We start from the raw sequence: 18,173 nt of genomic DNA on the forward strand, positions 1-18,173 counted from the left end.
TTCCGGCGACTGGCACGCGACTACGAACGCCTGCCCGAAACCCTGGCAGGCTTGCATTTCGTCGTCTTCGCTATGCTCATGCTTGTTCATGCCGTGCCCATTATCCAAAGTGCCTAACACGCTCTAGGAGAGGACTGGAATTTAAGTTTTAATTGATTGATTTAAAACATATTTTTATATTCTGTCTATTAGCAATGTACATCATTGATGTACTTGCCTGCGGTTGCCTTGAAAAAAACGACGGCCTGTCGTATAAGCGCAACTCCGCTGTGACGGCGACACCCGATGTTGTGATGTGACGTCTCCGCCAGTAGGCGGTCCGGGAAAATCCGCCCGGTTCCATCAGACCCCCAAAGCCCTGGAACAGCAAGGTTGGGGGCTTGTTGCTGCTTTCGCCTCATACCGACGGAATCAACCCATCAGGTCGGGGTGAAAGTGGGGGGAATTGCGGAATCTCAATCTAGGCAACTTCATCGGCTGTCGACACTGCGCTCCGCCAAATTGGTCGATTCCGGTTATTACGCTGACGGCGGCGGCCTTTATTTCCAGATTTCCAGTTACACATTTATGCGGAGCGGGGCAGTGCGGCTCCACTCCGCAAGCATCGTTGAAACTCAGGGCGCGGTAGTCTGCCAGGACGGATCGGTGTTGATTTGCACGGAATCCTGACCCACGGGCTGCCTTAGGTTTTCCGCTTATTGCCCCCTCTTCGTGTCCGTGGCATTCACTACACGGCACTACAAGCAGCAAATTGTTCAACGAACTTCTAACTCACGACACTGGAGATGGGGTTCAAAACCCTGAGGAGGAGATGCAGTTGAAACTGTCCGGATGCCAGCTTCGCCAGTCTCAAATGGTCAGTGTTGAGGGGGGTTCGTTGCACAATGGTTTAAGCGTGGATTGAGGGGGTTCGTTGTACAATATGGTGCAACGAACCCTCTGGCCCACTGATAAAATCCGAACACGTTGCCTGATTCGTCGACGGGATTCGCACTATTTATTATGTCGCCTTCGGCGACCAATTTTACGCTCGAGAAACCATCTTGACAGTAGTGTTGTCTCTTATGTTGTCCCCGTCGCAGCCTGACGAACGGCCGCTACGAGCGCCTATGTACACTGCACAATGCACATATCGCAATGCGCAGTGTACATATCGCATTGCGCATAAGACAATGCCACCAATCTCCGTGAGCATCACGGATCAAAAAGAACACGTACTGATAATGTAAAAATAGATTTCCGATACAGATTATTAGTTGGGTTAATTTATAATTTAGAAAACCGTCACTGGCGCAAAACCATACTCCACCCGGACAAAATCCGATTCATGCAGTGCCTCCAGCAGGCAGCCACCTATCAGTACTTCTTCTACACCTCGGGCCGAACCGATCTTTCAGGTTTCGAGCGCCGGCGAAGAAATTCGCCGATGCGTATGGTACGGATCCCAGCCGCCAGACCAAGCACAAACGTCGACGGGTAAGTGTTTAACGCATGCGTGGCCTGCGCTGATTTCTCGCCATATCTTTACTGTTTCCACGCAACGTTCGAGCAGGAATACACACTTGTGCAATGAGGCGAACGTGACCTCAGGGGAGAGTGGAATTCAATGCAAAATGAATCGGAAACCTCAAAAAAATCCTCGCGCTATCGTGTCGATCTACGCTATAAATATTAAAAAGGGTCGGCATTAACGGCTTACGTCGAGCGACGCAAGGAGACGAGATGGATAATGCGTTTGTGAATTTAGTGAATTCATGTGGACCATCTCAGGCCGATACGCAATTTTCATGCAATGCGTATCGAATCGCGTGCTCAGTCGAGATACTCTCATGGTAAATTTCAATGCTGCTATGCATGACTATATGCATGATCCATAGCAGGTAATCACTAGCTCGAAATACGTCAAGCCTTTCAATTGCAACCGGAATGACTGGAGAACAAGGATGCTTTTCTTTAATGATGGTTTCACCTTCCCGAATTTCCTGGCCGACGTTTTTTCCATCTTCATGTTTATCCTGTGGTTCTGGCTGCTTATTACGGTCTCGAGCGACCTGTTCCGCCGCCACGATGTTTCGGGATGGGGCAAAGTTCTCTGGGTGATTTTCCTGATCATCCTGCCGTATATCGGCATCTTCGCGTATCTGCTCACGCAACATCGCGGCATGGCCGAGCGCGATCAGGCGCGTGCCAAACAGGTGCGCGAAGACCTGCGCCAGGTCGTCGGCTTCAGTGTGGCGGACGAACTGGAAAAGCTCGACAAGCTCAAGGCGTCCGGTTCGATTTCGGCTGAAGAGCACGCGCGTCTGCGCGCCAAGCTCGTGCAGTAAGCCTCGCCTGCTGCATAACCGCCATGGGTGCGCGGGGGTTCTTCCTGTCATTCATGGTGGGGTTCGTTGCCGGCCTCGCGCCGTGCCAGCGCGATCGTCGAGGGCCGTCATGAGGCCTAGCACGAGACCTGTCAGGTGGCGTGACTTTCACACACATCACACGCCTCTCATGCGCGATCTGCATGACTGAGCGTAACGGGAGAAATCCATGTCGATCCGCCGCCTTGCCCACGTTCCCGACTTTGTCACGCGTACCGCGCGCGCGTCCGTGACTTTGCGTCGCGCGGCAGTGACGTGCATGGCAGCGTTGCTGCTGGCGGCCTGTGCGCAGCCGTGGCAGCAATTCGAGGCCGGTCAGGATCAGTCCGCGATCATTGCGAGGATGGGGCCGCCGCGCGAAGTCTATGAGTTGCCGAATGGCGGCCGCCGGCTCATGTGGCCGACGCAGCCGATGGGCTCGACCACCGTGGCCGCCGACATCGACGCATCGGGCAAGATCGTGAACGTGCGTCAGGTCTCGCAGATTCGCGAATTCAATCGCGCGGAAATCGGCAAATGGACGCGCGACGACGTGCTGATCAATTTCGGCCGGCCCGTGCAAACGCAGTTCTTCCGCCTCTCGCAACGCGAAGTGTGGTCGTACCGTTACACCGAAAACAACATTACGCAGCTGCTGTTCAATTTCTCGTTCGATACCAGCGGTGTTTTGCGCGAAACGGCGCGCACGCCTGACCCATTGCGTGATCCCGATGTGCGGCGCTTCTGAGCGTTCGTCATGATTCTCGCGATGCAGCGGTTCAGTGATGATTCAGAGGCCAGGCATTTGGCGAAATGCCTGGCTATATTGATGATGATCCATCGCGCTCGTGCATCTCGCTGAGTCTTTCCGCGAGTCTCTGCGCCGCTGCTATAGCAGCGATTCGATCGGCAGAACCGATAGCATCCACACCCCGAGCCGGCCATACCAGGTCGTATTCGGCTCGACGTCATGGCGGATTTCGGTGTCGCTGTTGCGTTCGATCCAGTAGAGCTTGCCGTTTTCGTCGAGCTTCACGACGTACGCGACTTTCGGCAGCAGCGCGAGAAACGTCTTGTCCACCTGAGCCGCCAGTTCGGGGCTGTCGATCACGAGACCGAGTTCCGTGTTGAGGTAAGCCGAGCGCGGGTCGAAATTGAACGAGCCGACAAAAACCCGTTGCGAGTCGACCACGAAAGTCTTCGCATGCAGGCTCGACCCCGAGCTGCCGAATGGCCCCGGTGACGGTTCTTTCTTGCTGGGCGTGCCCGGCACGCGCCGCAATTCGTACAGGTGGACGTCGTTCTTCAGCAATTCGACGCGCCGCTTCATATAGCCCGAGTGAACGGCGGCCACATCTGTCGCTTCGAGCGCGTTCGTGAGCACGCGCACCTCGACGCCTTTCGCGGCGAGGTCGGTCAGATACTGTGTGCCGGTACGCGCCGGCACGAAATACGGCGACACGAGGTCGATTTCCCGCGAGGGCTCGCCGAGCACTTCACGCATCTGATTGGGAATCAGGGCTTCGGGCGGCGCGTTGTTGAGACCTTTCGCGGGGTCGTCGCTGATCATGTGCGTTTTCGCCCAGTCGAATCGCAGCGTGTCGTCGAGCATCTTCTGCACGACGTGCGGGCCGCGCAGCGCGTCCATGTAGGCGGCCGCCGCGGGTTGCTGCTCGATGGCGTGTGCCTTGCGTTCGAGTTCGGCCAACTGGTCGACGCTCTCGTGCGGCAGAATCCGCTCGACCGGATAAGCCGACGCGCTCGCCCAATAGCGGTCGAAGTCGCGGGAAACGTCGGCCGCGGCCGGCCCGACGGCTAGCACGTCGAGGTCCGCGAAGACCACGCCGTCGGTTGCATCGAAGTACTCGTCGCCGATATTGCGGCCGCCGAGAATCGTGGCGGTGCTGTCGGCCGTCAGCGACTTGTTGTGCATGCGCCGGTTCGCGCGCGAAAAGTCCGTCAGAAAGCCGAGAAATTTCGGGCTGCGCACGACGAACGGATTGAAGAGCCGCACCTCGATGTTCGGATGCGCGTCGAGCGCCGCGAGCGTCGGGTCGAGCGCGGAAGGAATGCCGAGATCGTCGAGCAGCAGCCGCACGCGTACGCCGCGGTCCGCGGCCTCGTGGATCTGTTCGAGCAGCAGCGTACCGGTCAGATCGTCGCGCCAGATGTAGTACTGGATGTCGAGCGTACGCTGCGCCGAGCGGATCAGGTCCATGCGGGCAGCGAACGCCACGTGTGCATCCTCTAGCGGATAGATGCCTGCGAAGCCAGCATGCGCGGCCAGCTCGGGAGCAACCGCGCGGCCCAGATCGGTTGCGGCAGCTTGCGTGGGCGTCAACGCGCTCGATTCCGTGCGGTTGTCGAGCGACGGCAACGCACAGCCGCCGAGCAGACTCGCACATAGCAGGAGCGTGGGCATGACGCCCGGCCAGTGACGAGACGGGCGGCGCGAATAGGACGGGTCATGTTTCTGCCGTTGCATGGAGTTCAGGGATTCCTCTGGATCATCGTGACCCGCTGGTTTTACACATGAAAACATCGCGCCAGCACTGCCTGCCGCACCCGGCGCCTTGCATGCATGTTCCGCATGCCGTCTTGCCGGGAACGAGCAGAATACTATGGCCGCAGAGCAATCGGTGCCGGCAAAACGGTCTTGTTGCGCGGACCGGTTTGTCCGATGATACGGGCAGGCCGTGCGAATTCGAACGGGGAGCAACCCGGGTAACGTTCGAGCCGCTGCGCGTCAATGTTTGCGTGAGCGTCCATCGAGCGTTTCGCCCATTCCGGAGTCGAGCAACGTGAAGATTTCCCGCTTGCTGCTTGGCAGCGTCATGCTATTCGTGGTGGGCACGGTGTTGCAGACGATATGGCCGCTCGCGCAGCCCGCCGCCTATCACCACTTTGCCGATCAACGTTCGCTTGGCTCACTGCATAACGCATCGGACGTATTGTCGAATCTCGTCATTCTGCTCGCCGGCATTCTTTGTCTTGGCTGGGTGAAGCGGCATGCGTCGAATCAGCCGGCGCAATTCCCCGGCATGGTCGTCGCCGCGTTCGGGCTGCTCCTGACGGCATTTGGTTCGGCCTACTATCACATGGCGCCGACCGATGCGACGCTTGTGTGGGACCGTCTGCCGATGACGATCGTGTTCGCCGGCATCCTCGCGATGCTATGGACCTCGGCCACCGGAGAGCGCGTGGGCTGGACGCAGATGCTGATCATGGTCGTCGTATCGCCGGCGACCGTTGCCTACTGGCTCGTCTTCAACAGCCTGTGGCCTTATGCGATTCTGCAATTCGGCGGGCTCATGCTGATCGTCGGCATGACGCTCACGCGCAAGGTGAACGGTGTGTTCGCGTGGATGCTCGTGATCGTTTTCTATGGCATTGCGAAAATTTTCGAAAGTCTCGATTGGCAGATCTGGGAGCTGACGCATCACATGATCGCGGGCCATGCATTGAAGCATGTGTCGAGTGGGCTTGCCGGTGCATCGATGATTCTGGTCGCGAATGTCGCGTCGCGTTCTGCCACGGGGATCGGCTCGCGGCGTCCGGGCGGCATCGGTCGCACGGGCCCGCCGCGTTGATGCCGCGCACGGTCGCCACGCGCTCGGCCACGCAATTTGCGGCGTAATTCGCCGGGCTTTTGCCCTCGAGCGCGTCTTGCGCACGCCTTTGCGCCCGCAGCGCGGCGGCGAGTTCGCGATGACGATCGCGCGTCGGCGTATCGGGTACGGCTGACGTTGCGGCATCGTGTACTCCGTGCCGTGTCCGTCATCGTTATATGCGAATATCGGTGCTGTCCGCCGTTCGACAGCCATGCGAGCCGATCGTACCGTGGACCCCGAAGCGAACCATTTGCGGATCAATGGAGCACTGACCGATGACCGACAGATTGCAGGCGTCCGTATGCGTGGTGGTGCTGCTGCTGATTGTGGGCTGGGTGCTGTATATCGGCCGCGCGGTGTTCGTTCCTATCGTGTTCGGCGCAATCGCGGTCTATGTGGTCGTCGATTTCACACGTCTGCTGCAACGCATTCCGGTGATCGGCCCGCGCTTGCCGGTGCAGTTGCGCTACGGTCTTTCGATGTTCCTGATCGCGGCGGCGATCTTCTTCGTGGTCGACATGCTCGTCGCGAATTACGATGCGCTCGTCGCATTGGCGCCGCGCTACCAGGACTCGGTTCTCGTGATGATCCACAAGATCTCGGTGCTGCTGCAACTCGACAGCGAGCCGACCTGGGAGTCGCTGCGGCGGAACATGCTCACGCAGCTGAACATTCAGGCGGTCGTGACCGGCATGCTCACGTCGCTGTCGTCGGTCATCATCGACCTCTTCGTGATCGTGCTGTATGCGAGCTTTCTGCTGGTGGAGCGCAGCACGTTCGGCGAAAAGCTCGCGAACATGACCGCGAATTCGACCAACGCGGCGCGGATCAGGGCCGTCGTCACTGACATCAACCGGCGCATCGGTGCTTATCTCGCGCTGAAGACGTTTCTCGGCGTGCTGCTCGGCGTGATCTGCTGGTTCGCGATGCGCAGCGTCGGCCTCGAATTCGCGGGGCTGTGGGCTGTGCTGACCGCGCTGCTCAACTACGTGCCGTATATCGGCTCGGTACTCGCGATCGTGTTTCCGGTGCTCATGTCGGTGCTGCAGTTCGGCGATCTGAACTCGATACTGATCGTGTTGCTTTCGCTAACCGCGATTCACTTTGTGATCGGCAACATCCTCGACCCGTATATGACGGGCAACTCGCTGAACCTGAGTCCGTTTGCGATCCTCGCGAGCATGGCGATGTGGTCGGCGCTGTGGGGTGTGCCGGGCGCTTTTCTGGCGGTGCCGATTACCGTCAGCGTGACGATCATTTTCTCCGAGTTCGACATGACGAGACCGGTTGCGGTGTTGCTGTCGAAGAACGGCCGGCTTGCTTATGGTAAGGGGCAGCGGACGGCTTGAGACGAGCTAAACTTACCGCTTACTGTCAGCGTCGCTCGTTCGAACTCATGCCCCGTCGTCGAGACCATCACGATCTTCCACCGTCCACCGAGGCACAGGCCAGCGCCGGCGCGCTCGAAGCCCCGGCGCTGTTGCGCCGGCTGTTGCGCGCCAAAGACCGCATGGACGCCGCTTCGCACGAGGCGTGGCCGGTGCGGCGGCTCGCCGAAGTCAGCGGCGTGTCGGAAGCGCATTTCGCGCGCTCGTTCAAGCGGGCTTTCGGCGTTCCGCCGCATCGCTATCTGTTGACACGGCGTATCGAGCAGGCGGTCACGCTATTGCGCGATACCGACCTCGGCATCACCGACATCGCTTTCGCGACCGGTTGGGAAAGCCTCGGCACCTTCGGCCGTATCTTTCGCGACATCACGGGCCGCAGTCCCGGCGAGATGCGCGTCGAGGCGAGAGCCAGCCAGTCGCGGCTCGAATGTGTGCCCGCCTGTGTGCTGAAGGCCGCGCAACGTCCCGATCTCACGATCGCAGTTTTGGAGAAGCGCCGCCGCGACGCCGACGATACAGTCGAGCCCTCAACCAGGGAGGTGTCATGAATCAGGGTATCAATGTGGTCGGCCTGTATGTCGACAATCAGGACGAAGCGCTCGCTTTCTACGTCGACAAGCTCGGATTCCGCGTTCACACGGACGTGCGCAACGGTTCGTACCGCTGGCTCACTGTCCAGCATCCGGAGCAGCCATCGTTTCAGCTCGGCCTGTTCACGCCGGGGCCGCCGATTCACGATGAGGCCACCGCGCAAACGCTGCGTGCGATGGTCGCGAAAGGGGCAATGCCGCCGCTCGTTCTTTCCGTCGCGGATTGCCGCGCGAGCTACGAGCAGATGAAAGCGCGCGGCGTCGAATTCACCCAGGAACCGACGGATCGCTTCGGCAGTGTCGATGCCGGTTTCCGCGATCCGGCCGGCAACGGATGGAAGATGGTCCAGGCGCCGGCGGGCACGAAGTGAGCGCGAGTCGCGCGTGGATGCCTGGGTGCCGCTAGTCGGATGTTGCTGACCACGCAGGCGGTCAGCGGATACGGTATGGCCGGCGTCTGACCGTCGCGCGCCGTTCGTCGGGGCGTTGGCAGCGTTGGTCGCTGGCGCTGCTGCGGGAGAGGGGCGGGAGTGAACAGACCGTGTATCTGCGCCGATCGTCAGGCAGAGATCGGCGCAGGTGCGTGACCCGAACCAGATTCAGAAAGTTACTGCGCGACAGGCTGGGTCACGTCGGTGCCGAACCAGTGCATCGAGATCTTTTTCAGCGTACCGTCCTGCTTCATCTGCGTTAGCGCATCGTCGAGCGCTTTCGCGAACTTCGGGTTGTCCTTGCGGAAAGGGATGCCCATCTCCTGATCGGCTCCTTTCAGCACCGCACCCGTGCGCAGCGGTAACTGCGAGTTCTTGATGATGTACGGCAGCATGAGCCGGTCGTCGATCGTCGCGTCGATACGTTTGGCGGCGAGATCGCGCAGCTTTTCGGGCGCGCCCGGATAAGTCAGCACGTTGATGCCCGGCACGGCTCGCGCCATCTGGTCGTAGTTCGTGCCGAGCGTCACGCCGATCTTCTTGTCGCCCTTGAATTCGTCGAGCGATTTGAACTCGCGCTTGTCGTCGGCGCGCTGGATCAATTGCGCGGCCGAGTACGTGTACGGCTGGCTGAAATCGACAATCTGTTTGCGTTGCGGCGTAATGGTGACCTGGTTGACGATGACGTCGAACTTGCCGCTTTGCAGCGCCGCGATAATGCCGCTCCATTCGGTCGGAATAAACACCGGCTTCACGCCGAGCTTCGCTGCCACGGCCTTGGCGACGTCGACGTCGAAGCCTTCGAGCTCGCCGTCCTTGTTGCGCGAGTCGAACGGCGGATAGGTGCCTTCGAGACCGATCTTCAGAACGCCAGCCTGTTTGACGCTATCGAGCAGGTCTTCGGCATGAGCGGCAACGGCGGTAAAGCCGAGGGCCGAGAGAGCCAGCGCGTTGATGAGCAGCAGCTTCGAGAATTTCATGGAGTGTCTCCTCTGTGCTTGACTTTGCTTGAGTATCGGGCTGCACGACGCAACGATTCCACACGTTGTGCGGGAATACGGCGAGTCACGGGATTTATCGTAGCACTTTAAAAATAGGCGGCCTGCGTTGGGAGCCTCAAGCGCTCCGGCTATTCACCGGCGGATGAAAATCCGGCTTCGAAAAGTCGCAGAATTCGCGCGTGAGGCTCGCCACATGCGAGTAGAGCGGCAGCGGCCCGTCATTGCGATAGACCGCGTAGTAGCGCACGGCCGGCAACTCGGGCGTCGAATGCAGTACCGCGAGTTCGCCTTGCCGAACGAAGTCCGAGAAATAAAGCGATGGCAGATAGCTGATGCCGACGCCCGCGATCGTCAGCGAACACAGCGAGATCAGGCTGTTGCCCGCGAACGCGCGGCGAATCGATACGTTGTGAGATTCGAACCAGCGCTCGTAGATCGCATCGACGCCCGACGTGCCCGCCTGCATCAGGATCGGCCACGCGGCGATTTCATCGAGTGACAGCGTGCGTGCTTCGCCGACGAGCGACGGACTCGCCATCCACGCGAGATGCAGTTTGCGCAGCGGTATCGATGAGAAGCGCGCTGTTCTGATCGCGGTCGGTGCGATGATGAAATCAATCTCGCCGGCCAGCAGCCGCGACGTCAGTTTCGTGCTGACGTCGATTTCAGGCTCGAACGAAACCGCCGGATAGGCGAGCCGCATCTCGCGCACGAGTCGCGGCAGGAACGTCAGCGCGATCAGCTCGGTAATGCCGATGCGCAAACGCCGCACTTCTTCGACCTGCTTGCCCATCCGTTCGAGCAGGCGGTCACGCGACTGCAGCATTTCTTCCGCCGTGTCGAGCAGATCGCGGCCTTTCGGCGTCAGGCGCGGCGTGCGGTGGCTGCGGTCGAACAGCGGCGTCGAGAAAAAAACCTCGAGTTCGTTGACGCGCTTCGAGATGGCCGATTGCGTCGTATGAAGGCGATCGGCGGCGGCCGCGAACGTTCCAAGGCGAGCCACCCAGTAGACCGCTTCGAGCTGCTTGAGTGTGATCACTGAGGTCGGAATACAGGGTGTGGGGCCGGCGTTCGCGCCGGTTCGGCAATGATGCACAGTATCGGTTGCCGAGGGGTTTTCTGGCAAGTGGCGAGGCCGCGGCCATGGCCGCAGGCCTTGCCGAACCAGGAATTTTTTTCATGGGTCGCGATGCCGATTACTCCGTGTTCCCGATGGGTGTCTTTGCGATACTGTGCCCATGTCGCGTCGACCGTCGGGTCGATGCTGAGTTTATCGGCGAGATCGAGCTATGTCGGGAAAAAACCTGTCGGAAAAGATTCTGTCGGCGAAATCGGGCCGCGACGTGAGCGCGGGCGACGTCGTGATCTGCGAGGTCGATTACGCGCTGGGCACCGACGGCTCGATTCCGATGGCGATGGACTACTTCGCCGCGATGGGCGGCGAACGTGTGCACGCGCCTCGCAGGCTGCTTTTCGCGCTGGATCACTACGCGCCTGCGCCGAGTCCGAAAGCGGCATTGCTGCAGGCCGGCATCCGGCGCTTTGCGAAAGAACAGGGCATACCCTTATTCGATGTCGGCGAGGGGATCGGCCATCAACTCGTCGTCGAAAAGGGTTTTGCCGCGCCGGGCCGCCTGCTCGTCGGCGCGGATAGCCATTCGGTCACGTATGGCGCGGCGAACTGCTTTGCGACCGGGATCGGTTCGTCCGACCTCGCGGGGGTGATGAAAACCGGCAAGGTCTGGTTGAAGGTTCCCGCATCGATTCGCGTGAGATTGCATGGCCGGCTCGCGCAAGGCGTCTATCCGAAGGACCTCGCGCTATATCTCGCGCAATTGCTCGGCACCGACGGCGCGACCTACGAGACGCTCGAATTCGCCGGCGACGGCGTGCAGAGCCTCGATTTCGAGGATCGTCTCGTGGTCGCCAATATGTCGGTCGAACTCGGTGCGAAGAACGCGATTTTTCCCTACGACGAGGCGTGTCGCCGTTACCTCGAAGGCCGCGTGGATGATCTGTCGGGCGCGCTGCACGCTGACGCGGACGCAATCTATTCCGGCACGCTCGACATCGATCTCGCGTCGCTCGAACCGTTTGTCGCGGTGCCGCATCAGGTGTCCGGCAACGTGCGTGTCGAAACGCTCGACGCGACGCCGGTGCAGATGGTGTTTCTCGGCACCTGCACCGGCGGGCGCACGAAAGACTTTCGTCAGGCGCTCGGCGTGTTCCGTGAATTCGGCCAGCCGGCGAGCGGCGTGCAACTGGTCGTGACACCGGCTTCGCGCGAGGTGCTGCTGGAGCTGACGCAGGGCGGCGAACTGGCCGAACTGATCGCGCTCGGCGCGGTGATCGTCACGCCCGGCTGCGGCGCGTGCTGTGGCACGAGCGGTGCGATTCCCGAGGACGGCGCGAACGTGATTTCAACCGCGAACCGCAACTTCAAAGGCCGCATGGGCAATCCGACCGCGAATATTTTTCTTGCGTCGCCCGAGGTGTGTGCGGCAAGCGCGATCGCCGGCCACATCGCGAGCCCCAGAATGCTCCTTGTCGGACATCAATCACGATGACAACTTCGATCAACGGCATGGCGCGGCGCTTCGGCGACGACGTCAATACTGACTACATCATTTCTTCGCGACGCAAGCGGGAATCACTCGATCCCGCGGTCCTGAAACAGTATCTGTTCGAGACGATCGCGCCTGAATTCGCGGCGTCGGTGCGTGCGGGCGACATCGTCGTCGCGGGCAAGAACTTCGGTTGCGGTTCGGCGATGGAAGTCGCGGTGACGGCGGTCGTCGGTGCCGGCATCAAGGTCGTGCTTGCACAGAGTTTCGCTCGCACCTATTTCCGTAACGCGGTGAACAACGGGCTTTATCCGATCGAGTGCGACACGAGCCGCATTGCCGAGGGCGCCGCGCTGTCCATCGAACTGGGCGAGCAGGTGATCGTGCGATGCGAAGGCATGACGGAACCTTTGCAGGCGGCGCCGATCGCGCGAGACATGCTCGCGATTCTCGATGCGGGTGGACTCGTGCCGTATCTGCTGCGAAATCCGAGTTTCTGATTTTCCTATTCGAGCGTATTCAGGAGTCAATCCATGAGCCATTCCAACAATTTAGGATTCCGGATATTGCCGATGTCGGCATCGATTCCGGCTGCCACGATCGAGGCGTTCAGAGCGATCGTCACGCCGCATATCAGCGACAACATGTACCGCTTGTGCGGCGTGATCGGATTGCGGCGCTATCACCGCGAGAAAAAGCTGGTCGGCCGCGCGCTGACGGTCAAGGTGCGTCCGGGCGACAACCTGATGATTCACAAGGCGATCGATATCGCCGAGCCCGGTGACGTGATCGTCGTCGACGGCGGCGCGGAGGTGACGCAGGCGCTGGTCGGCGAACTGATGCAGATGCACGCGCAGGTACGTGGCGTGGCCGGCTTTGTGATCGACGGTGCGATTCGCGACGTGGCGGCCTTCCATGCCGCCGATTTTCCGTGCTTCGCGCGCGGCAATACGCATCGCGGTCCGTTCAAGGAAGGCCCTGGCGAAATCAATGTGCCGGTCGCGATCGGCGGTCTCGTGATCGAGGCGGGCGATCTGATCGTCGGCGATGAAGACGGACTCGTCGCCGTGCCTGCGAATCGGCTCGACGCGGTACTCGAGGCGGCGCGCGCGCAGGCAAAGCGCGAACAGCAGCGCAAAGAGGCGATTCTGGCGGGGCAGGACAAGCGCGGCTGGATCGACGCGTACCTGAAAGAGCAGGGTGTGATCGCATAAGCACGCAAAGAAAAAAAGCATCGACATGAAGGAATCGACATGAAACTGATTGCAGCACGCCTCGAACGGATCAAACCGTCGCCGAGTTCGATGGCGACCGCGCGGGTGAAAGAGTTGCGGGCAGCGGGACGCGAGATTATCGGGCTGACCGTCGGCGAGCCCGACTTCGACACGCCGCCGCATATCATCGAAGCGGCTTATGACGCGATGAAAAGCGGCAAGACGCGTTATACGGTCGTCGACGGTACGCCTGAATTGAAGCGCGCGATTCGCGAGAAGTTCGAGCGCGAGAACGGCCTGGTGTTTGCGCAGGATGAAGTGAGCGTCGGCAATGGCGGCAAGCAGGTCATCTTCAATGCGCTGACCTGCACCGTCGATAAGGGCGACGAGGTCATCGTGCCGGCACCTTACTGGGTGTCGTATCCGGACATGGTGCTGCTCAATGGCGGACGTCCCGTGATTGTCGAATGCGATGTCGGCAGCGCCTACAAGATGACGCCCGCGCAACTGGAAGCCGCGATCACGCCGCGCACGAAATGGCTCGTGCTGAATTCGCCATGCAATCCGACCGGGGCGTCGTACACCGAAAGCGAACTGGCGGCGCTCGGCGAAGTACTGAGCCGCCATCCGCACGTCTGGATTCTGACCGACGACGTCTACGAGCATCTGATTTACGATGGCTTCAAATTCGCAACGTTCGCGCAGTGCAACCCTCATCTTCAGGAACGTACGTTGACCGTCAACGGCGTTTCGAAGGCCTATGCGATGACGGGCTGGCGCATCGGCTTCGCGGGTGGCCCGAAGGCGCTGATCGGGGCGATGGCGAAGCTGCAGTCGCAAAGTACAACCAACCCTTCGGCGATCAGCCAGGCCGCCGCGCTCGCGGCGCTCACTGGTCCGAAGGATTTTCTCGCCGAATGGCGCGCGCAATTCCAGCGGCGGCGCGATCTCGTCGTGGAGCGTCTGAACGCCATCGACGGCCTCTATTGTCCGAATCCCACGGGAGCGTTCTATGTGTATCCGTCGTGCGCAGGTGTGATAGGACGACGCACGCCGGACGGACGCGTGATCGAAAACGACGGCGACTTCGTCATGTACCTGCTGGAGACGCAGGACGTCGGCGTGATTCAGGGCGCGGCGTTCGGTTTGTCGCCGGCATTCCGGATCTCGTTTGCGACGTCGTACGAACAGCTTCAGGAGGGCTGCCGGCGCATCGCGCTCGCTTGCGAATCGCTGCGGGCATAAGCATGAATTGAAACTGATAACAAAGCTGACAAGGAGACAACATGCATACGCTGATACAACGCGCGATTCCGGCACTGCTGCTCGGCTGCCTGACGTTTGCCGCGCACGCGCAGGATCTCACGGGCAGGCTCGCCGACATCAAGCAGCGCAATACGATCGTGCTCGGCTACCGCGAGTCGTCGCTGCCTTATTCGTACTACGACAATAATCAGGCAGTCGTCGGTTATTCGCGCGATATCGCGCAGGAAATCGTCAAGGAGATTCAGCAGGCAATCAACGCGCCGTCGCTACAGGTGCGGATGATTCCGGTCAATGCGCAAAACCGCATACCGTTGATGCAGAACGGCACGATCGATCTGGAGTGCGGCGGCACGACCAATAACAAGGAGCGGGCTCAGCAGGTCGGCTTCTCCAATACGATCTCGGTCACGGAAACCCGGCTGCTGACCAAAGCCAATTCGGGTATTCATTCGTTCAACGACCTGAATGGCAAGACGGTCGCAGTGACGGCCGGCACGACGTCGGAGCGCTATCTGCGTAAATACGTCGAGGAGAAGCACGCGAATATCACGATTATCTCCGCCCGCGATCACAGCGGCTCGTTCCTGAATCTTGAGACGGGGCGCGCGCAAGCGTTCTTTATGGACTCGGACGTGCTGTCTGCCGAGCGGGCGACTTCGGGTAATCCGGCTGACTATGTGGTGATCGGCGAGCCGCAGACGCATGAGGCGATCGCCTGCATGTTGCCGAAGGGCGACACTGCGATGAAGGCGATCGTCGACCGCACGATCGCGAAGATCGAGCAGAACGGCACAGGCGCAAAGCTCTACAAAACGTGGTTCATGTCGCCGATTCCGCCGAAGGGAATCAACCTCGATATGCCGATGAGCGATACCATGAAGGCCGTGTTCGAGCATCCGAACGACCGGCCGATGGATGATTGAGCAGAACGGAACGGCGCGCGCGATGAGTCCGTTATTTCACGGCTCGTCGTGGCAGCATAGGCAGAGCTTGTTGTTATCGGCATCGCGGAAGTACGCGCCATAGTAGTGAGGATGGTACTGTGGCCGCAGGCCAGGAGCGCCTTCGCAGGTCGCTCCGTTGGCGATTGCCCGGGCGTAGGCGCGATCGACCGTGTGCCTGTCACGTGCGAGCAACGCGATCATTTGACCGTTGCCGCTGCGTGCCGCGTTTCCGTTATAGGGCTTGCCGATAAGGAAGAGCGGTCGTGGTGCATCCGTTGCCATCCAGCCGGCCCAAGGTTTATCGCGCTCGCAGAATTTCAACGAGTGTCCGAGTTCCTGCATCAGAGCCGAATAAAACTCGAAGGCGTGGTCGAAGTCGTTGACGCCGATAAAAATGTGCGAGATCAATGTGCGGCTCCGGGTGGGGCGGTGGCAGTCGACGTTTGTTGCTGGCAATGCGACAGCATGCGTTGGCGTTCTCGACTATCTTCCTGTGCAGATAATGCGCCGTCAACCAACACCCCGCCGATACGCCCAACCGCCTATCCCGTCCCCCCCATACGCCGCTGCGTCTTCATAAACTCGACGAAACGCAGTGCAGCCGGATTGTGCCGGATCACTGTCGGGTAGGCGAAATACAGCGGCGCAGTCAGTTTCGCCGCTTCGTTCAGACGGCAGTACACGGTGCTCGCATGCTCGTAATGCTGCATCGAGGCGGGCACCAGGGTGACGCCGAAACCCGCTGCCACCATATGGATGCCCGTCAGCATGCGCGGCACCTCGCGGGCCACGCGCGGCAGAAACCCCGCACGCTTGCAGGCTGCGAGGATGTCCGCATACATGCCCGGCGCGCCAGGCCGCCGCACGAGAATGAAGTCCTCGTGTTCGAGCGCCTTGAGCGGCAACTCCGGCGGCGTCTTTTTCATGCCCGCGAGTAGCCGGTGTCCGACCGGCAATACGACCACCATCGGTTCGTCCAGCAGCGGCTCGAAGGTCACGTCCTCGGGTGTGTCGACGGGCTTGCGCAGAAAGGCCACATGCAACTGCTCCGACGACAGCCGTTCGATGATCTCCGCCGCGTTCAGTTCGGCCAGTTCGATCTCCACACCCGGCTCGGCGGCGCGAAAGGCGCGGATCGCCTCGGTCGTCGCCGGATGAAAACCGGCTGAACTCGTGAGTCCGACGGAAATCGTGCCCAGCTTGCCCTGTGCGATCCGGCGCGCATGCGCGAGGCCCTGCTGCAAGGTATCGAACACCAGTTCCGCGTTTTGTGCGAAGGCCTTGCCCGCCTCGGTGAGCTCCACGCCGCGCGGCAGTCGCACGAACAGATCGAAACCGACCTCCTCCTCCAGCAGGCGGATCTGCTGCGATAGCGGCGGCTGTTGCATCGCCAGCCGTTCGGCCGCGCGCGTGAACTGGCCTTCCTCGGCCACGGCCAGGAAGTAGCGCAAATGTCGAAGCTCCATCAACCCGTCTCCAGAAACGATGCGTCGCGAGACATATTTAATAAATATACGAACCTCATTAAATATGTATTTTACATCTATATCTGCCGACGCTAGGATGGCTGCGATTTTGTGAACTCAAGCCCGCGGCAGGCGTGTCTGTCGCGGCATCCGATAACAATTCAAGGAGATCCCCCGTGAAAAAGACCTGTATCGCTACCGCTCTGGCGCTCGCCGGCTGGGCCGTCGCTCCGCTCGCTCATGCCCAGGCCGAGGAGACTGATCCGGCGCTGGCGCTCGCCAGCGGTTCGTCCGAGGCAGGTCCCGGCTCGGTCACCCTGTATGGCGTGATCGACGCCAACGTCGAATTTCTGTCGCATGCGGGCAGCAAGGGCGGCTCGCTGGTGCAGATGAATTCCGGCGGCATCCACAATTCGCGCTTCGGCATTCGCGGGACCGAGCCGCTCGGCGGCGGCAATTCGGTCTGGTTCGTGCTCGAGTCGGGTTTCAATTCCAACGACGGCTCCTTCGCCAGCGCCAACACGATATTCAACCGCACGGCGGCGGTGGGTCTGTCCAACGACCACTACGGCTCGTTGTCGTTCGGTCTGCAGTACACCCCGATGTACGACATCCTGCTGCGCTACGATCCGATGATGTTCGCGCAGCAATACACGTGGTTTCCGACCACCGGCTCGCAGGACAGCTTTGCGTTCCGCGCGCGCAACAACAACTCGGTCAAGTACGTGGGCAGCTTCCGCGGTCTCACCGCGATTGCCGCTTACAGCTTCGGCGGCGACGCGGCATCGTTCCAGAGCAGCGCGGCCTACGGCGCCGGTCTCGACTACGACGGCGGCTCGTTCGGCGCGGCGGTTGCCTACGATTACCGCAACGGCGCGATCAATTCGAGCAACACTTGGACCCGCTCGCGCAACCTGAGCTTCTCGGTTCGCCAGGACATCGGCCGGGCTCGCCTGCTGGCCGGCTACGAACACTATCTGTACACGCCGACGAAGAGCAGCTCGCAGGTCCAGGCGCTGTGGTGGGGCGGTGTGCGTTATCCGGTGGCGCGTCGCCTGAAACTGACCGCCGCTTACTATTACGAGCAGAACAGCGTGCCCGGCACGTCGAATGCGTGGATGGGCGTGCTCAGTACACAATACGCGCTGTCCAAACGCACCTCGCTCTATGCGACGGTCGCCTACGCGCAGGCCACCCGTTTTGCGGACGGCAGCTATACGCCGGTCGGCACGACCGATAACACCGCCTTTGGCCCGAACCAGACCGGCGTGACGATCGGCATGTTCCACAAGTTCTGATTTTTTGCTCGTCGTCTGGTGCGTCCTGCCTGTCGCGAGACGCCTCGAAGGAGTT

17 protein-coding genes and 1 pseudogene are annotated in these 18,173 nt (G+C 60.5%); 13 read left to right on the forward strand and 5 right to left on the reverse strand.

Going from position 1 to position 18,173, the window contains the following annotated elements; translation table 11 throughout:
- From F3J19_RS26720 to F3J19_RS26730, 3 genes and pseudogenes are all read left to right on the forward strand, one after another.
- Positions 1-117 (forward strand): annotated as a pseudogene (locus tag F3J19_RS26720) (IS5/IS1182 family transposase); the annotation flags it as partial.
- Between the two features lie 1,826 nt (positions 118-1,943).
- Positions 1,944-2,327, forward strand: coding sequence for an SHOCT domain-containing protein (locus tag F3J19_RS26725; protein WP_167048469.1), 384 nt, complete (start codon positions 1,944-1,946; stop codon positions 2,325-2,327).
- 298 nt (positions 2,328-2,625) lie between these two features.
- A complete protein-coding gene (locus tag F3J19_RS26730; protein WP_167048639.1) occupies positions 2,626-3,093 on the forward strand; it encodes a hypothetical protein in 468 nt (155 codons plus the stop codon).
- A gap of 141 nt (positions 3,094-3,234) precedes the next feature.
- On the opposite strand, the gene F3J19_RS26735 is transcribed toward F3J19_RS26730, so the two are convergent.
- Positions 3,235-4,830, reverse strand: a complete 1,596-nt coding sequence (locus F3J19_RS26735; RefSeq protein WP_167048471.1) for a phospholipase D family protein — start codon at positions 4,828-4,830, stop codon at positions 3,235-3,237.
- Between the two features lie 316 nt (positions 4,831-5,146).
- On the opposite strand from F3J19_RS26735, the gene F3J19_RS26740 reads away from it, so the two are divergent.
- The 4 genes from F3J19_RS26740 to F3J19_RS26755 all read left to right on the forward strand — a co-directional run bounded on the left by F3J19_RS26740 (position 5,147) and on the right by F3J19_RS26755 (position 8,305).
- Positions 5,147-5,935 carry a hypothetical protein gene (locus F3J19_RS26740; protein WP_167048473.1) on the forward strand — a complete coding sequence of 263 codons (789 nt, stop codon included), beginning with the start codon at positions 5,147-5,149 and terminating at the stop codon, positions 5,933-5,935.
- Positions 5,936-6,231: 296 nt separating this feature from the next.
- On the forward strand, positions 6,232-7,305 hold the full coding sequence (locus F3J19_RS26745) for an AI-2E family transporter (RefSeq protein ID WP_167048475.1): 1,074 nt from the start codon (positions 6,232-6,234) through the stop codon (positions 7,303-7,305).
- 47 nt (positions 7,306-7,352) lie between these two features.
- Positions 7,353-7,892, forward strand: a complete 540-nt coding sequence (locus F3J19_RS26750) for an AraC family transcriptional regulator (RefSeq protein ID WP_167048477.1) — start codon at positions 7,353-7,355, stop codon at positions 7,890-7,892.
- Positions 7,889-8,305, forward strand: a complete 417-nt coding sequence (locus F3J19_RS26755) for a VOC family protein (protein WP_167048479.1) — start codon at positions 7,889-7,891, stop codon at positions 8,303-8,305. Before F3J19_RS26750 ends, F3J19_RS26755 begins: the two co-directional genes overlap by 4 nt.
- Before the next feature lie 236 nt (positions 8,306-8,541).
- Here F3J19_RS26755 and F3J19_RS26760 read toward each other — a convergent pair whose 3' ends face one another.
- Positions 8,542-9,345 carry a transporter substrate-binding domain-containing protein gene (locus tag F3J19_RS26760; RefSeq protein ID WP_167048481.1) on the reverse strand — a complete coding sequence of 268 codons (804 nt, stop codon included), beginning with the start codon at positions 9,343-9,345 and terminating at the stop codon, positions 8,542-8,544.
- A 136-nt stretch (positions 9,346-9,481) separates the two neighbouring features.
- The gene (locus F3J19_RS26765; RefSeq protein ID WP_167048483.1) at positions 9,482-10,405 is read right to left on the reverse strand and encodes a LysR family transcriptional regulator; all 924 of its coding nucleotides are present in this window, start codon (positions 10,403-10,405) and stop codon (positions 9,482-9,484) included.
- A 250-nt stretch (positions 10,406-10,655) separates the two neighbouring features.
- On the opposite strand from F3J19_RS26765, the gene F3J19_RS26770 reads away from it, so the two are divergent.
- From F3J19_RS26770 to F3J19_RS26790, 5 genes are read left to right on the forward strand one after another with little or no spacing between them, the layout of a single operon-like run.
- On the forward strand, positions 10,656-11,933 hold the full coding sequence (locus F3J19_RS26770) for an aconitase/3-isopropylmalate dehydratase large subunit family protein (RefSeq protein ID WP_167048485.1): 1,278 nt from the start codon (positions 10,656-10,658) through the stop codon (positions 11,931-11,933).
- On the forward strand, positions 11,930-12,430 hold the full coding sequence (locus F3J19_RS26775) for an alpha-IPM isomerase (RefSeq protein ID WP_167048487.1): 501 nt from the start codon (positions 11,930-11,932) through the stop codon (positions 12,428-12,430). Before F3J19_RS26770 ends, F3J19_RS26775 begins: the two co-directional genes overlap by 4 nt.
- Positions 12,431-12,463: 33 nt before the next feature.
- A complete protein-coding gene (locus F3J19_RS26780; protein ID WP_167048489.1) occupies positions 12,464-13,144 on the forward strand; it encodes an RraA family protein in 681 nt (226 codons plus the stop codon).
- 39 nt (positions 13,145-13,183) lie between these two features.
- A complete protein-coding gene (locus tag F3J19_RS26785) occupies positions 13,184-14,389 on the forward strand; it encodes an aminotransferase class I/II-fold pyridoxal phosphate-dependent enzyme (protein WP_167048491.1) in 1,206 nt (401 codons plus the stop codon).
- 41 nt (positions 14,390-14,430) lie between these two features.
- The gene (locus tag F3J19_RS26790) at positions 14,431-15,333 is read left to right on the forward strand and encodes a transporter substrate-binding domain-containing protein (RefSeq protein WP_167048493.1); all 903 of its coding nucleotides are present in this window, start codon (positions 14,431-14,433) and stop codon (positions 15,331-15,333) included.
- A 36-nt stretch (positions 15,334-15,369) separates the two neighbouring features.
- On the opposite strand, the gene F3J19_RS26795 is transcribed toward F3J19_RS26790, so the two are convergent.
- Both F3J19_RS26795 and F3J19_RS26800 read right to left on the reverse strand, forming a co-directional pair.
- Positions 15,370-15,762 (reverse strand): VOC family protein, encoded by a 393-nt coding sequence (locus F3J19_RS26795; protein WP_167048495.1) that lies wholly within the window; start codon positions 15,760-15,762, stop codon positions 15,370-15,372.
- A 134-nt stretch (positions 15,763-15,896) separates the two neighbouring features.
- Complete coding sequence (locus F3J19_RS26800; protein WP_167048497.1) at positions 15,897-16,820, reverse strand: LysR family transcriptional regulator; 924 nt, start codon at positions 16,818-16,820, stop codon at positions 15,897-15,899.
- A gap of 176 nt (positions 16,821-16,996) precedes the next feature.
- On the opposite strand from F3J19_RS26800, the gene F3J19_RS26805 reads away from it, so the two are divergent.
- Positions 16,997-18,118, forward strand: coding sequence for a porin (locus tag F3J19_RS26805; protein ID WP_345889868.1), 1,122 nt, complete (start codon positions 16,997-16,999; stop codon positions 18,116-18,118).
- Positions 18,119-18,173: the final 55 nt, after the last annotated feature.

It is taken from the genome of Burkholderia sp. Ax-1724, from assembly GCF_011752995.1.
GTDB lineage: Bacteria > Pseudomonadota > Gammaproteobacteria > Burkholderiales > Burkholderiaceae > Paraburkholderia.

Coding starts and splice junctions, on each gene's coding strand:
- F3J19_RS26725 (WP_167048469.1), top strand. CDS start 1,944: ATGCTTTTCTTTAATGATGGTTTCACCTTCCCGAATTTCCTGGCCGAC.
- F3J19_RS26730 (WP_167048639.1), top strand. CDS start 2,626: ATGGCAGCGTTGCTGCTGGCGGCCTGTGCGCAGCCGTGGCAGCAATTC.
- F3J19_RS26735 (WP_167048471.1), bottom strand. CDS start 4,830: ATGCAACGGCAGAAACATGACCCGTCCTATTCGCGCCGCCCGTCTCGT.
- F3J19_RS26745 (WP_167048475.1), top strand. CDS start 6,232: ATGACCGACAGATTGCAGGCGTCCGTATGCGTGGTGGTGCTGCTGCTG.
- F3J19_RS26750 (WP_167048477.1), top strand. CDS start 7,353: ATGCCCCGTCGTCGAGACCATCACGATCTTCCACCGTCCACCGAGGCA.
- F3J19_RS26755 (WP_167048479.1), top strand. CDS start 7,889: ATGAATCAGGGTATCAATGTGGTCGGCCTGTATGTCGACAATCAGGAC.
- F3J19_RS26760 (WP_167048481.1), bottom strand. CDS start 9,345: ATGAAATTCTCGAAGCTGCTGCTCATCAACGCGCTGGCTCTCTCGGCC.
- F3J19_RS26770 (WP_167048485.1), top strand. CDS start 10,656: ATGTCGGGAAAAAACCTGTCGGAAAAGATTCTGTCGGCGAAATCGGGC.
- F3J19_RS26775 (WP_167048487.1), top strand. CDS start 11,930: ATGACAACTTCGATCAACGGCATGGCGCGGCGCTTCGGCGACGACGTC.
- F3J19_RS26780 (WP_167048489.1), top strand. CDS start 12,464: ATGAGCCATTCCAACAATTTAGGATTCCGGATATTGCCGATGTCGGCA.
- F3J19_RS26785 (WP_167048491.1), top strand. CDS start 13,184: ATGAAACTGATTGCAGCACGCCTCGAACGGATCAAACCGTCGCCGAGT.
- F3J19_RS26790 (WP_167048493.1), top strand. CDS start 14,431: ATGCATACGCTGATACAACGCGCGATTCCGGCACTGCTGCTCGGCTGC.
- F3J19_RS26800 (WP_167048497.1), bottom strand. CDS start 16,820: ATGGAGCTTCGACATTTGCGCTACTTCCTGGCCGTGGCCGAGGAAGGC.